The organism is Staphylococcus sp. FSL K6-0223, from assembly GCF_038008285.1.
In genome coordinates, this window is the sequence record NZ_JBBOYX010000001.1 from 1,489,700 (window position 1) to 1,506,056 (window position 16,357).

Sequence of the window (16,357 nt, forward strand, 5' to 3'; positions counted from 1 at the left end):
CAAATTTCTAATTTTTTATAAAACATATAAATACTTTTATTAAGAAGTTTAATACTCTACAATTTAGTATGTAGTCATTTTTTAATTATGAATAGTACATTCTAACTATAGAGGTTTAATATGAAAAAATTCTTTACTTATCTAGGACTTTTTATAGCACTGTCCATCATAGGACATAGTTATGTCATTTATCGTTTTATTCACGATGGTATTTTATTTACAGGTCCAAATGATGGAATGGAACAAATGGTTCCAATTCAAATGTATTTATTTGATAAATGGAGTAGTGGCAATTTGTTTTATTCCACTGATTTTGGATTAGGTGGCGATTTCTTTACAGATCTTAGTTACTACTTCTCCACAAATATTTTATTTATAATAAATGTAGTATTTATTGCACTTATTAAAATTTTTATTCCTTTACATACGCATGATGTATTATTTTGGATGATTAATGCACTGATTATGTCCATGATTAAAGCAACGATTGCCATGTATTGCACTTATTTATATAGTAAATACATTTCAAATAACAAATGGTTAAGCTTAGTTGTAGCGTTTTTATTTGTTATGTCACCCTTATATTATCGCTTTACAGTGTATTGGCCCTTCTTTAGTGATGTGTTTGTTTGGATGCCGTTATTATTACTCTCTATTGAAAGAGTCTTACAAAAACAGAAGTTTGGACTATTCATTGTTACTGTTTCTTTAATACTAATTAATAACTTTTATTTTGCATACTATCTTTGTTTAATAGGTGCGGGTTATATATTGATTCGTATAATATTTAGACATCCAAAAGATATTCTCTCAAGAAGTAAAGCATTTTTAACTTTAATCATTAGTGCCATGTTAGGTTTAGGTAATAGTTTATTTATCTTTTTTCATGGTGCTCAAAGCTTTTTAAATAACCGTCGTGTACCTTTTTCTGGAGCAGTTGATACATTTGAAAAATTAGATATTAATACAAATATTTTCTTTGATAATTATTTAATTGTATTATTATTTATTACCATTCAAGCTCTTTTAAGTTTTAAATTATATAAACATTATTATTATCGTTTATTTGCTATCCTTACCTTTGTATTTATTATATTTAGTTTTATACCTTTCATCGACCAAGTATTTAATGGTTTTTCAGCGCCTCAAAAGCGTTGGCATTTTATTTTAGCTTTTAATTCCACACTATTAATCGGATTATTTTTAAAATATTTCAAAACACTAACTACAAAATCTTATCTAATAAGTAATATTATTGCAGAATTAGTTATATTTATAAGTGCTATGATATATCATAAATTTTTAGCATGGTTCATATTAGTCCCTATTGTATCTTTGGTTGGACTGATGGTTCTTATCATTAAAGATCGTACATATCGTTTTAAATTAGGTTATTTATATAGTGTTTCAATTATATTATTAAGTATCTTGGTCTCTATAGTATTTATTAAAAATCAAATTTACTATAAAGATCACACTGATCGTGGAAATACGTTTTATATTAATTCCAGTTTATATAGTTCCGACTTACAACGTGCACTTGTTCAAGAAATAAATCAAAATAAGCATGAAGATGAACGTATCGATTGGAGAGTCAACGAGCAAGATAATACACCGATGTATCAACATTTTAAAGGGTTAAGTTTATATTCAAGTATTTTTCATCATAATATACTCGATTATTATTACGATGCTTTAAAAATTAATTTAGCTGAGGAGTCATTGAGTAGATATCAATCAACGAACGGACGACAAAATATCGCGAGTCTATTTTCAGTGCGTTATATGATGCTAAAAAATTATCAAAATAACTTACCTTCCTACTTCAAAAAAATAAAATCAAGCGGACAATATGGTATTTATGAAAATACACTTAACTTACCATCTGTTAAAGTAACTGATTTTATATACAATAGTAAAAAATTGACGACTGCAATTGATAGAGAACATGCAATATTAAAAGGTGTGATTTTAAACAATGAAGGCACAAGTTATAAAGCTAAAGCTCCTAATTTATTAAATCAATCATCATTGAGTTATAAAAATTTAAAACATTTAAATGGTAATGTCTATAAAGTAATTGGAGATAAAGGTGGAACATTAACGATACACTTACCTCAATCATTACGCCAAAAGTATGATGATTTTTACGTTACGATGAAAATAAAGCGTGGTAATCCTGATAGTAATTACACAGTCTCTGTAAATAATTATGCAAATCACCGATTATTTAACAATTCTACTTATCGTACTGGTATTGATACTCAACTTTATCGAACACAACCTGATAATAAGGGAAACATTAATATCACTTTATCTCCTAAAGGAACATTTTATTTAAACCTTCAACAATTAAATGGTGAAAACTATAAAATGTTAAAACAAATGCATAAAAAAGCTGATTTTAATAACAAATATAAAGATATTAAAAACGGCGTTGAAGTCAACTTAGCTAAACATGATAAAGGGATTGCTTCAATTAATATTCCTTATAGAGAAGGGATGCAAGCGTATGTTGATGGACACCGTATTAAACCTATGAAAGTTAATTACATGATGACAGGCGTTCCTGTTAATTCATCTGCTAAAAAAATAATTATTAAATATCAACCACCTTATTGGAATACTATGATTTTAATCTCACTCATCAGTATAGTAATAAGTGTTGTATTTGTTAGATTTGTTAATACCAAAAAGAGAAAGTTGAGGAAAAACATTGATCAATAAAATTCGGTCCAATCGATTATTGACCTTTTTATCTATATTTATAATTGCTAATATCATTTCTTTAGCAATTTATTATCCATTTATTCGAGATTATTTCAAAGAAGGATTTGTATTTAGTGGTTCTGGAGATGGTTTTAGACAAATGATGCCATTTCAAATGTACTTATATGAACATTACAGTAAGTTCAAAGGAGCCTATGATCAATCTTTTGGATTAGGCGGAGATTACATTAAGGGGTTGGCCTATTATTATTCTTTATCTCCCATAATGTGGATTAATTTTTTTATAATCTGGGTAAGTCATTTTTTATTTCATTGGCAAACGAGTCATATCGCCTTTTGGGCAACTAACCAATTAATAATCGCTTACGCTAGAACGATTATTACAATTATTGTTGTATTTTACTATTTAAAATGGTTAAAGTTGAAAACAGCGCCATTGCTTATCGCTACTATTTTATATGGTGCATCCACTCTTGTGCTTTACTATAACTATACATGGTCATTTTATGGAGACTTATTGATTTTATTACCTTTATCTTTATGGGGAATGGAACGTTTCTTCCAAAAAAGAAGAATAGGGCTATTTATCTTTTCAGTTGCTCTGACCTTATTTTCTAATTTTTATTTCAGTTACTACCAAGCTATTGTATTAGGGATTTATTTCATATTAAGAGTCATTTTTAAATATCGTTGTGATATCGTATCAAGATGGGAAAAATTTTATTTACTCGTTATTGGTGCAATACTTGCGCTTTTATCTAGTATTTTAGGATTCTATACAGGTGTATCTTCATTCCTAAACAATGATAGAGCCCAAAATGATGACTTTAATATTACATTGTTTACAGATTTAACACAAAGTAAATATCATATTTTTTCTGATGGTTTTTATATCACAGTTTCGATTATTGCATTAATGGCTTTATTTACGTTTAAGTTATATCGTCACTACTATTATAAAATTTTTGCTATCATCACTTGGTTTTTACTTATTGGATCGTTATCACAATACTTTGATAGTGCATTTAATGGCTTTTCATTACCACAACGTCGATGGGTATACTTTTTATCTATTTCAACTAGTATCTTAATTGCATTATATATTCAATATTTATCTGAACTTACATTAAAACAATATTTACTTGTAGCAATTCCGGTATTTATATTTGGTTTATATCACTATATATTTGCAAGTGCTTATGTCAATTGGATGATTGTACCATTATTTTTAATCATCGTTTTAATCTTTGTAGTATGGAAAAAGCAATGGTTATATCAACCTTATATACTAATAGCTATTGTATTACTATTCTTTGTACAACAAATTATAATGACACACGATTCACGAGCCCGTACTATTGATCCATATGCAACGACTACGAAAACATTAACAGATTCAAGTTATTATAATCATAAACTTGCTAAAAAAATTAATAATATTAAGAAACAAAAAGATAATAAAAATCCTTTCCATCGTATCGATTACATGTCAGCCTATGCACTCAATTCACCATTTATTTACCATTATAATGGCATTTCACTTTACTCAAGTATTTTTGATGGTGACATATTAAAATACTATGATAAAGAAGTGCAAATTAATATGCCTGTTGATAAAAATAGTACATATCGATACTTAGGGAATCGAGCAAATTTAGAAGCCATGTGGGATGTTCAAGATCGATTCCGACATCCTAATGATCTGAATATGCCTTATGGTTTTAAAAAGGTAGATACTATCAATAATGGTTCAGATAAATTAATTCATTCAGAAAATACTATTAATTATCCAGCCACGCATATTACTAATAAGATTTTTAATAAACATGATCTCAAATCGCCATTAGATCGTGAGCAAGCGATGCTACAAGGTGTAGTATTAGATGATGATTCAATAAAAGCGAATACTTCTTTCACTCAAAATAAAAACCTATTAAGTAAAGCATATCAATCTACAAATAATGCTACTTGGAAAGATAAAACTCATTTAAACGTAGAAAAAAATAATGGTGGTATCACATTAACATTACCTAAAACGTTAGCTAATCAATATAAAGATATGTATGTCGAAATGGATGTAGAATTGTTAGCTCCCGATATTGAGCATTCTATAGGAGTAAATGAATATGCTCAAAATCGTAATATGCTAAGTTATAAATATCGACGTTTTGTAACGCCTGTAACAATGAGAGTAAAAGCTTCGGATCAATTAAAGATTCGTCTTACTAAAGGACATTATCGATTATCTATTAAAGGTATCTATGGAGAAGATTATCATACATTGAAACAAGCTTCTAAATCACTTAAACCTGTGACTATTTCACAATTTAGAAGTGGCTATACATTCACTAAACCTAAAGGAACTTCTGGATACTTAGTGGTACCAATCGCCTATGCTAATGGTATGCATGCACGTGTTAATGGACACGATGTAGATGTAAAACAAGCTAACGGTATTATGACAGCTATTCCAGTCAAGAAAAATGATACTCATATTGAATTATCTTATACACCACCACATTTTTATATACTATTAATTTTGAGCGTTATCGGAATAATAAGCAGTATAATATTTAGCAGATATTTAAAACGAAAAAATCAATTAAAATAAAAAGAGCCTGAGTCATAATTACTAGAAAAATAGCCAGTAAATGAGTTTATTATAAATTCATTTACTGGCTTCTTTATTTACAATACTGCGTATTGTTGGCTCGCTTTTTTAGGGAATAGCTTCAGCCTGCAGTCTTCAGCTTGTCCTATTCTCTCAAGAGTCTTGCCAAAATGTTTTGTATTTATATGTAATTTTACATTGAAATACTTAAGAAAATAAGGCATATTCGTACAATTTAATAAACATCACTAAACTAAATCAACGAGATGTCTTATGTATAAAGATTATAATATGATTCATCTTACTCTACCAATGGTAATTTCAGTTCTCATTCCCATACATGATATTTCACGACATGTAAATGATATTGTAGAAACAAATACTAAGACTGAATTTATTTGTCCGAACAATAAAAGACTAGTATTTAAAAAATATACCTATCACCATGATAAATATAGCTTTAAACGAGACTTTAAATTATATGAATGTGATGATGATTCAGAATGTCCTCTGAAACACCCATGTATGAACTTCAATTCAAAAACAAATAAAAAAGTAATGAAGAATTATAATTGGGAATATTTTAAAGCGCAAATTAATAAAAAGCTTTCAAAAACAAAAACCATTTATAGTCAAAGAAAAATTGATGTGGCGTCTGTTTTTAGATTTATAAAGGCTATTTTGAGTTTCACTCGAATGTCCGTTCGAGGGATAAATAAAGACAAAAGAGAACTAGGATTTGAGCTAATGACACTTAATATAAGAAAAGTAACAGCTCAATGAGCAGAAAATAATCACAAAAATTATAAAAAAGACAATTTCTATATTATTTCAATAGAAATTGTCTTTTTTTACTTATCTTGGAACTTTATATCCAAGACTCTTTTTTAATTGCGTATTAACTTACCCATTTTTTAGTATAGTTTTCTATATACTGATTAGCGAATTTCTTGAATTCTTGCAGCTTTACCACGTAAACTACGTAAGTAGTATAATTTAGCACGACGTACTTTACCGCGACGTTTAACTTCGATTTTTTCGATTTTTGGAGTGTGTAATGGGAATGTACGTTCCACACCTACACCTGAAGAAATTTTACGAACTGTGAAAGTTTCAGAAATTCCTCCACCGCGGCGTTTAATTACAACACCTTCGAAAACTTGGATACGTTCACGTGAACCTTCGACGATACGTACGTGTACACGTAAAGTGTCACCAGTACGGAAAGTTGGTAAGTCTGTGCGTAATTGTGATTTTGTAACTGCTTCGATTAACTTATGATTACTCATTTTTATACTCTCCTTCAACCTATGTTCTTGCCTAGACATTCATATAGCAGCGGATCATAGTGATTTTTAGTGTCTTTTCACACTTGATATATATTAGCATACTCCTAATTGTTTTTCAATTGGTTTTTATAGCTTTCTAAAAATTCTTTATCCTTATCACTTAATTGATACTTTTCTAGTAAGTCCGGACGTTTATGCAAAGTACGTATTAATTTTTGTTCATGTCGCCATTTTTCTATATTTGCATGATTTCCAGATAACAATACGTCAGGTACAGTCATACCTTTATATTCTCTTGGACGTGTATATTGTGGGAATTCAAGTAAACCATCGGAGAAAGAATCATCTTGATGGGATTGTTCATTACCAAGTACTCCAGGAATTAATCTAACGATAGCATCAGTCATAGTCATAGCTGGTAATTCTCCGCCAGTCAATACATAATCCCCCATTGAAATTTCATCGGTTACTAAATTTTCTCTAATTCTTTCGTCATATCCTTCGTAGTGTCCACAAATAAATACAATATGTTCAGCTTCACTCAATTCTTCAGCAATTGCTTGAGAGAATGGTCGTCCTTGAGGACACATGAGAATGACACGCGTTTTATCAGTACGTTTTAAATCTTTCATTGCATTAAACACTGGTTCTGGTTTTAAAACCATTCCTTGACCGCCACCATACGGATAATCATCCACTTGATTATGTTTATTTTCAGCGTAATCTCTAAAGTTTACAGTATTAACTTCAATAATATTTTTATCTTGCGCACGCTTCAAAATCGAATGATTTAGAACGCCGTCGAACATTTCTGGAAATAATGTTAGGTAATCTATTTTCATTATTCTAATAATCCTTCCATTGGCGTAATACGAATTGTTTTATGTTCAACATCTACTTCTTTAACGACATCTGCTATATATGGAATAAGGTATTCTTTGTCACCTTTAACAACCCATACATCATTGGCACCTGTTTCAAAAATATTAATGACTCTTCCAATTGGTGTATCGTTATTAAAAACCGTACACCCAATAATATCAGAATAGTAAAATTCGTTTTCATTCAATTCAATATCCTCATGATCACGTTCTTGGAATAAGTAGTCGCCTTTATATTGTTCGACGTCATTAATATTATTAATACCTTCAAATTTAAGCATGTGAAATCCTTTATGTATACGATATGATGTAATAGTCATTTCTATTTCATTATGGTGGTGATTCACGATAAGGACTTCTCCAGGTTGAAAACGTGTATCAGTAAAATCAGAATTAGATTTTACTTTTACTTCTCCTTTAATCCCATGTGTATTTACAATTTGTCCTACTTCTACTTGCATCCTTATCCTCCTTACATAGTCGTTTATTTATACATATTAACATGTTTCTTATAAAGTGAGAATATAATAAAAGCCTGTGACATACCTTATGCCACAGACCTGTTATTATATGATATTGATATTATTATCAATTATTTTGAACGTTTTTGTTCATCAAATGTTTTTAAAATACCTTGTTTTGATAAGATATTGTGAACAGTATCAGTTGGTTTTGCACCGTCTTTTAGCCATTTTAAAGCTAATTCTTCATCGATTTTAACTTCTGGTGCATTTACACTTGCTGGATTGTAAGTACCGATTTGTTCGATGATACGACCATCACGTGGTGAACGCGCATCAGCTACAACGATACGATAGAATGGATTTCTTTTTGAACCTAAACGAGTTAAGCGAATTTTAACTGCCATTTATAAAACTCTCCTTTAAATCTTTTAATTTTTATTTTCTACAAGAAATAATAATAACAGGAACCTCCAACTTTGTAAAGACTTTTTTCTTTACCAAATCTAGATTTATGAAATAAATTGTAGATTTGATTATGTACTAGCTTTAACTAGAGCTTACCTTTATTCATTTTGGTTATGCATGTGCCAATGTACATGCATTCCTTTACTTATTTATGAAAAAGCGGAATAACACTTAGGATGTTATTCCGCTTTCATTACTTTTTAGAATGGTAAATTCATGCCTTTTAACATATTTTCCATTTGGCTACGTTTACCTTTTTTACCTTTACGACCATTACCCGTAAATTGTTTCATCATTTTTTTCATATCATTAAATTGTTTCATTAAACGATTCACTTCCTGCAATGAACGGCCTGAGCCTTTTGCTATACGTTTCTTTCTTGAAACATTTAAAATTGCTGGATCTTGTCTTTCATTAGGTGTCATTGATTGAATAATAGCTTTAATATGGTCAATTTGTTTATCGCTCATATTTAGCTTATCTAAACCTTTCATTTTATTCATACCTGGAATCATTTTCATAATATCATCCAGTGGTCCTAAATTCTTCACTTGATCCAATTGTTCTAAGAAGTCATCTAATGTAAATGAAGACTCACGCATTTTCTTTTCTAAATCTTTAGCTTTTTCTTGGTCCACATCTTGTTGCGCTTTTTCGATAAGACTTAATACGTCACCCATACCTAGTATACGAGATGCCATACGCTCTGGATGGAATAATTCTAAACCATCCATTTTTTCACTCATACCAACAAATTTAATTGGTTTATGTGTTACTGCACGAATAGAAAGTGCCGCACCACCACGAGTATCTCCGTCTAATTTAGTTAAAGTCACACCAGTGACATCCAATTGCTCATCAAATGATTGCGCAACGTTCACAGCATCTTGTCCTGTCATCGCATCTACAACAAGCATAATTTCATCTGGTTTTGAGATTTCTTTAACATCAGTTAATTCATTCATTAATGTTTCATCAATGTGTAAACGTCCCGCAGTATCGATAATTACAAAGTCCAAATGTTCTTCTTTAGCATATCTTAATGCGTTATCTACAATTTGTTGTGGTTTAACTTGATCACCTTCACTATAAACAGGTACATCAAGTTGTTTACCTACTGTTTGTAATTGATTAATCGCAGCTGGACGATATATATCGGCTGCTACTAACATTGGCTTTTTATTATATTTTTTACGCATTAACAATGCCAATTTACCAGCGGTAGTTGTTTTACCTGCCCCTTGTAAACCAACCATCATTACAACTGTGGGTGGCTTATTAGCCATTTTAATAGATGTATTTTCTCCACCCATTAATTGTGTTAATTCATCTTGTACTATTTTTATAACTTGTTGTCCAGGTGTTAAAGACTGCATAACGTCTGATCCCAAAGCACGTTCGGAAACTGTTTTAACGAAGTCTTTGACTACCTTGAAGTTAACATCGGCTTCTAACAATGCTAATCTAACTTCACGCATCATTGTTTTAATATCCGCTTCTGTTACTTTACCTTTACCGCGAATTTTTTGCATCGTGGCTTGTAAACGATCGGATAATCCTTCAAATGCCATATTAACAACCTCCTTATAAATTATTCTAGTTCTTCTAATTTTTGGATTAAATGTTCCAGTTTTTTAGTATCATGAATAGATTGTTTCATTTCGTTATAAATCATTTGACGTTGTTCAAATTTCTCATATAACTTTAATTTAGTTTCATAGTCTTCTACTAAATCGCCAGTTCTTCTTATATTATCATAAACCGCTTGTCTACTCACTTTAAACGTTTCAGCAATTTCACTTAATGAGTAATCATTTAGATAAAATAACTCAAGATAATTCTTTTGTTTTTCAGTAAGCAAAGAATGGTAAAAATCAAATAGATAATTCATTCTTAACGTTTTAACTAAATCATTTTTCCCCATTTTGGTGTTCCTCATTATTATCTGTTAAGCTTTGCATTTCATCAGGGATATTATCATTTTGCTCAATCATATCAGCAAACAATCCATATACATAACTTTCAGGATTAAATGGTTGTAAATCATCTAGTTTTTCACCTAAACCAACGTATTTTACTGGAATATGCAATTCGTTTCGAATAGCAAGTACAATACCACCTTTTGCTGTGCCATCTAATTTAGTGAGCACAATCCCTGAAACGTTGGTTACTTCTTTGAATGAACGTGCTTGTGATAGTGCATTTTGACCAGTGGTTGCGTCTAAACATAATAATGCTTCATGTGGTGCATCTGGAACAGCACGACTAATGACTCGTTTCATTTTGTCCAATTCTTGCATTAAGTTTGATTTATTTTGTAAACGACCTGCTGTATCACAAATTAATATATCTACATCTTTATTCTTAGCCGCATTGATTGCATCATAAACCACTGCTGCAGGATCAGAACCTTCGCTTTGTCTGATTACCTCTACGCCTACACGATCGCCCCAAACTTGTAATTGTTCAATTGCACCTGCTCTGAAAGTATCACCAGCAGCCAACATAACTTTTTTACCTTCCATTTTATAACGATGTGCCAATTTACCAATCGTTGTAGTTTTACCTACACCATTGACCCCAACCATTAAAATGACATTTAATCGGCCATCTTCGATATTCATTGCTTCTGAATGATCATCTTCTTGGTGATAAATTTCTACAATTTTTTCAACGATAACTTCTCTTAAACCTTCAGTTTCTTTGATATTACGACGTTGTGCTTCTGTACGTAATTCATCCGTTAATTGCATAACCGTATTAAAACCTACATCCGCAGTAATCAACATTTCTTCTAAAGCTTCGAAGAAATCTTCATCTACAGTTCTATAACGTGCAATCAAGTTATTTAATTGCTCCTGGAAGTTTTCTCTTGATTTTTCTAAACCTGCTTTAAATTTCGCTCCCATTTTTTGAGCTTCAATTTCTTCAAAATCTTCAATTGAAATTAACCCATCTTCGTCAAAGTCAGCTTCGCTTAATTTACGTGGTTTTTTCTTTTTTGGTGCAGGTTCTTCATTTTCTTGTTCATTGTCTTTTGTTGATGGTTGATCTAATTCCTCATCTTCCGTTAATTCCTTTTCAATATCTTCAGTCGACTTTGTAGAAAATTTATCTTTTAGTCGTTTGAAAAAACTCATGCATTTTCCTCCTTCATAACCTCATCTATTGTATTTAAATTTACACTTACTAATTTTGAAACGCCTGACTCTTGCATTGTAACACCATATAAACGATCCGAATACTCCATGGTACCTTTTCTATGCGTAATGACAATAAACTGTGTTTTTTCCGATAAATCATTTAAAAATTGTGCGTAACGAATAACATTAGCTTCATCCAAAGCTGCTTCCACTTCGTCTAGTATAACAAATGGTGCTGATCTTACTTTTAAAATAGCAAACAGTAATGCAATAGCACTTAATGCGCGTTCGCCACCACTTAATAAAGAAAGATTTTGTAATTTTTTACCTGGTGGTTGAACAATAATATCTACTCCCGCAGACAAGTAATCATCATCCGTAAGCTCTAACTTGGCATGACCACCACCAAAAAGTGATTGAAAGACAGTTGTGAAATAATCTTGTACTTCAAAAAATGTAGCTTTGAAACGATCTTTTACTTCTTGATCCATTTCATCAATGATTTGTTCTAAAGTCTGTTTTGCTTCTCTTAAATCATTTCTCTGTTCATTCAAAAATGTATAACGTTCATTTAATTCTTCAAATTGTTCAATAGCATTAACATTAACTGAACCTAATTCTTCAATTGACATCTTAGTTAATTTTACTTTTTTTCTTAATGTTTCTATTGGAACATCTGATTGATAAGTTTCTCTCGCACGTTCAAGTGTAAGATGATACGTTTCATTTAAATGATTCATTGCGTGATTAATAAGAACATCTAATTTAGACTGTTGGGCCTTAATATCTTGATAAAAACTTTCAATAGATAATAAATCTTGATGGCATTGTTCGAGTTTGTACTCATGAATTTCAATATCTTCATTTATAGAATCTTTCTGTTCTTTTAAAGTATCAAGTTTTTGTTTTAATTTATCACGTTGAGACGCTTTATCTTGGATACTTGATTGAAGTTGTTGAAATGCTTTTTCGCCCATCATATCGTCAGAATTAAATAATTCTATTTTCTCTTTAGTTGCAATGATTTGTTGGTTAATTTGTGCAAGTTGCTTATCTATTCTTTCCAATGACATAGTTTGATGACTTATTTTTTCTTTAACGACTGCAACATCAGAACGTTTTTGATTTAATTCTTTTTCAACTTGCGATACATTTTCTTTACCTTCTTTAGAGAGTTTTGAATATACCTCTATGTCATTTTCAAGTTGTTTTAGTTGCTCTTGAATTTCAGATAAACGCAATTGTTGTTGCTTTAATGTATGACGACTTTTTTCACTTTGATAGCCATCATTTTTCTCAAATTCAAATTCTTCATGTTCACTTTTTATATGTGTTTCTTGTTTTTTCAATCGATCTAAAGTCAATGTTTCTTCGTGAGCGGTATCTTTTAATTGATGATATTGTTGGCTTAAATCTACATACTTATTACTTAATGTCTCAACTTTCTCTTTTTGCTTTTGCAATTGTTGTTCGAATTCTTTTGTTTTCTCTTCGTAGTCGTTTAATTGTGTTTTCATTGTTGCCAATTCATCTTTTTGAGCTAAAATACTTTTTGATTGACGCATTCCGCCACCTGTCATTGCTCCTCCTGGATTAACGATATCTCCTTCTAAGGTAACGATTCGCGCTTTATATTGAATCGCTCTTGCAAGTTCATTCGCAATTTTAAGATTCTCCACTATAATTGTAGTACCCATCAAATTATCTATCACAGCTTGATACGTTTGATTAACTTCAACCGCTTCCGATGCAATATTAATAAAACCATCAAAATTTCGAGCTACATTTTGAATATGATGAGATAAACTTCTTGCTCTAATTACATTTAGTGGTAAAAATGTTGCTCTTCCTAATCCTCGTTGTTTTAAAAATTTTATCGCTTGGCGACCATCTTTTTCATTATTTACAATAATGTGTTGTAATGAGGCTCCTAACGCTGTTTCAATCGCTTGTGTCAATTTTGATGGTACCTTGATGACTTCAGCTACTGCACCATGAATACCACTTAAAGTATTCTCTTTTGCTTTTAATATATGTTTTACTCCATTAAAAAAGTAGGAATAGTCTTCTGCTTGTGTTTCTAAACTTTCCATACGCACGCGCATTTTATCAGTATATCGATAAGCTTGATATAACTTATCTTCATATGTCGCTTCTATACGTTTTGCTTCAGATAAACGATCTTCAACGTCACGCATGTCTTTCTCTGTTATGTTCATTTTTTGTGATGTAGTAGTATGCGCTTGTTCTGTTTGATGTATGTCATTTTGAATATGTTTAAGTTGATCAAATACTTCTATTAATCTTGCATCGAGACGTGTTTTTTTAGTTTCATTTTCTTGAATAGTACGTTCTAAAAAACGAATATCATTATTCACTTCAGATTGCTCAGACATTAATTCATAATATTCATTTTTAATAGTTTCTAATTTTTCATCATGTTGTGCATCTGTAAGATTAAGTTTTGATTCTAACTGTTTAATCTCTTTATTAAGCGATTGATGCTGTTTTTTAAGTTTAGATACTTGTTCTACAGAAAGTTCTCTTTCATCTTGAACATTCTTTAATTCATACTGTAAATTATCTAATTCTTCTTCAAATCGTGCATTCGTTTCTGATTGATTTCTTTTTCGCTCTTCAAGTACATTTAATTTTCCAATAAATTTTTCATATTCCTCAGTTGTAGTAATTAAATCTATATTAGTGTGGTCGGTATCTCTTTCAAGTTTTTGACGTTGCGTTTTTTGTTTTTGTAAATATTGATTTAATTGAGCTTGTTGACCTTCTTTTTCAGCTTGTTGGCTTTTTAGATGATTCAATCGTTCATCGAGTTGACGATTCTCTTCATCATATTGATTAATATCGTGTACAGTTACAACAACATCACTATGCTCCATCTCTTTTGATAATTGTAAGTATTCTTTAGCAATAGATGCTTCTGCTTTTAGGGGTTCAACACGCCCTTCTAAATCATATAAAATATCCTCTACTCGAGATAGATTATCTTCTGTATGACCAAGCTTTTGTAAAGATTCCGTTTTTCTTTTTTTATACTTTAAAACACCCGCTGATTCTTCTATGATTTGACGTCGGTCAACAGGTTTAGCATTTAAAATTTCATCTACTCTACCTTGTGAAATAATACTAAACGCTTCTTTTCCTAGACCAGAATCTAAAAATAACTCTGTAATATCGCGTAGACGTGCCCTATCATTATTTAAATAATATTCGCTTTCTCCACTACGATAAAGACGACGTGTTACAATCACATCATCAGCCTCAATCTGCAATTCTCTTGTAGAATTATCTAATTTTAATTGTACTTCTGCATAATTTTGTGCTTGACGATGTTCTGCCCCTGAGAAAATAATATCTTCCATTTTAGAGCCACGAAGCGACTTAGCAGATTGTTCTCCTAAAACCCATTTAATCGCATCAGTAATATTACTTTTCCCACTACCATTTGGACCAACAATTGCTGTCACGCCTTTATCGAACTGTACATTCGTACGATCTGCAAATGACTTAAAGCCAACGGTATCTATAGATTTCAAATAAACCATACTCTTCTCCTTAATTCATTCATACTCATTCTTGTTGAAAAGAAGATAATATATGAAATGCGTTCATTATTATTTGTTCTCATCTCTTAACTTATGATAAGCACTTTCAGCTGCTTTTTGTTCAGATTCTTTTTTTGTTCTGCCTTGTCCTTTTGCGATTGCTTTATTTTCTAAAATCACTTCAGATGTAAATAAGCGATGGTGTGCTGGACCTTCTTCTTTAATCAAATGATACGTCACATCACCTTTACTTTGACTATGAATATATTCTTGGAATTGTGTTTTAAAATCGACCACGCCAATTAATTCATTATGTTCTACATATGGAAAAATGACTTTTTGAGCAAACTTCCAGACTACTTCTAAGCCTTGGTCTAAGTATAAAGCCCCAATAAACGCTTCAAAAGCATCTGATACTAATGAAGGTCTTGTTCTACCACCTGTTTTTTCTTCACCTTTTCCAAGTAAAATGAGTTGATTTAATTCAATTTTATTTGCAAATATTACAAGTGAGGGTTCACATACGATTGTCGCTCTCATTTTAGTTAAATTTCCTTCTGGTAAATTAGGATATTTGTCAAAAAGGTAACGTGAAACCGTCAATTCTAATACCGCATCTCCTAAAAATTCTAAACGCTCGTTATGAGCTAATCGATCCATATTAAAATCATTAATAAAGCTAGAGTGCGAAAACGCTTGTTGGTACACATCTAAATGAGTATAACTAAGACCAAGCATCTTCATTTTTTTATCAAATTGATATTGAAAATCTTTAATCATTTCTGATTGTTTCGGGTGCATGATTGATAAACCTCCGTTCATGTTATTGATGTCCTATGAAAAAAATCTGAGCCATCATGACGACGACTCAGATGTAAGTTTTTATTTTTCAAGACTATTGATGTATTTAACTGCATCACCAACAGTGTTGATTTTTTCAGCTTCTTCATCAGGAATTTCAGTACCAAATTCGTCTTCTAATTCCATCACTAATTCAGCGATATCAAGTGAGTCAGCGCCTAAATCATCTTTGAAAGATGCATCTTCTGTTACTTTATCAGCGTCTACACCTAAACGGTCAACGATGATATCTTTTACTTTATCGAAGTTTTCCACGTCGATTCACCTCCTTTAAAAGTGTCTATCCATAGACTATTATATTTTCCCATTTTAAGGGCTAAAACACAAGTATTTATTAAAAGGATAATGAC

Annotated in this window: 12 protein-coding genes and 1 pseudogene; 3 read left to right on the plus strand and 10 right to left on the minus strand. The window is 30.9% G+C overall.

What is annotated here, in order from left to right; all coding sequences use genetic code 11:
- Nucleotides 1–120: 120 nt before the first annotated feature.
- The 3 genes and pseudogenes from MHI13_RS07325 to MHI13_RS07335 form a co-directional block, all read left to right on the plus strand.
- Complete coding sequence (locus MHI13_RS07325; protein ID WP_054105459.1) at nt 121–2,727, plus strand: YfhO family protein; 2,607 nt, start codon at nt 121–123, stop codon at nt 2,725–2,727.
- Nucleotides 2,717–5,341, plus strand: coding sequence for a YfhO family protein (locus MHI13_RS07330; protein WP_054105458.1), 2,625 nt, complete (start codon nt 2,717–2,719; stop codon nt 5,339–5,341). Before MHI13_RS07325 ends, MHI13_RS07330 begins: the two co-directional genes overlap by 11 nt.
- 390 nt (nt 5,342–5,731) lie before the next feature.
- Nucleotides 5,732–6,232 (plus strand): annotated as a pseudogene (locus MHI13_RS07335) (transposase); the annotation flags it as partial.
- A gap of 47 nt (nt 6,233–6,279) precedes the next feature.
- On the opposite strand, the gene rplS reads toward MHI13_RS07335, so the two are convergent.
- The 10 genes from rplS to MHI13_RS07385 all read right to left on the minus strand — a co-directional run bounded on the left by rplS (nt 6,280) and on the right by MHI13_RS07385 (nt 16,262).
- The gene (gene rplS / locus MHI13_RS07340; protein ID WP_002448843.1) at nt 6,280–6,630 is read right to left on the minus strand and encodes a 50S ribosomal protein L19; all 351 of its coding nucleotides are present in this window, start codon (nt 6,628–6,630) and stop codon (nt 6,280–6,282) included.
- A gap of 104 nt (nt 6,631–6,734) precedes the next feature.
- Entirely contained in the window at nt 6,735–7,472 is a 738-nt protein-coding gene (gene trmD, locus MHI13_RS07345) for a tRNA (guanosine(37)-N1)-methyltransferase TrmD (protein WP_017174587.1), read from the minus strand.
- On the minus strand, nt 7,472–7,972 hold the full coding sequence (rimM, locus tag MHI13_RS07350) for a ribosome maturation factor RimM (RefSeq protein ID WP_017174586.1): 501 nt from the start codon (nt 7,970–7,972) through the stop codon (nt 7,472–7,474). Before rimM ends, trmD begins: the two co-directional genes overlap by 1 nt.
- 131 nt (nt 7,973–8,103) lie before the next feature.
- Nucleotides 8,104–8,379: a 30S ribosomal protein S16 gene (gene rpsP / locus MHI13_RS07355; RefSeq protein ID WP_002448807.1), complete on the minus strand. Its 276-nt coding sequence runs from the start codon at nt 8,377–8,379 to the stop codon at nt 8,104–8,106.
- A 261-nt stretch (nt 8,380–8,640) separates the two neighbouring features.
- Nucleotides 8,641–10,011, minus strand: a complete 1,371-nt coding sequence (ffh, locus tag MHI13_RS07360) for a signal recognition particle protein (RefSeq protein WP_019835642.1) — start codon at nt 10,009–10,011, stop codon at nt 8,641–8,643.
- 20 nt (nt 10,012–10,031) lie between these two features.
- On the minus strand, nt 10,032–10,364 hold the full coding sequence (locus MHI13_RS07365; protein WP_017174585.1) for a putative DNA-binding protein: 333 nt from the start codon (nt 10,362–10,364) through the stop codon (nt 10,032–10,034).
- Nucleotides 10,351–11,580 carry a signal recognition particle-docking protein FtsY gene (gene ftsY / locus MHI13_RS07370; protein WP_017174584.1) on the minus strand — a complete coding sequence of 410 codons (1,230 nt, stop codon included), beginning with the start codon at nt 11,578–11,580 and terminating at the stop codon, nt 10,351–10,353. Before ftsY ends, MHI13_RS07365 begins: the two co-directional genes overlap by 14 nt.
- A complete protein-coding gene (smc, locus tag MHI13_RS07375; protein WP_048762379.1) occupies nt 11,577–15,146 on the minus strand; it encodes a chromosome segregation protein SMC in 3,570 nt (1,189 codons plus the stop codon). The genes ftsY and smc overlap by 4 nt, the downstream gene beginning before the upstream one ends.
- 69 nt (nt 15,147–15,215) lie before the next feature.
- Nucleotides 15,216–15,947 (minus strand): ribonuclease III, encoded by a 732-nt coding sequence (gene rnc / locus MHI13_RS07380; protein ID WP_002448736.1) that lies wholly within the window; start codon nt 15,945–15,947, stop codon nt 15,216–15,218.
- Between the two features lie 81 nt (nt 15,948–16,028).
- A complete protein-coding gene (locus tag MHI13_RS07385) occupies nt 16,029–16,262 on the minus strand; it encodes an acyl carrier protein (protein ID WP_001830184.1) in 234 nt (77 codons plus the stop codon).
- Nucleotides 16,263–16,357: the final 95 nt, after the last annotated feature.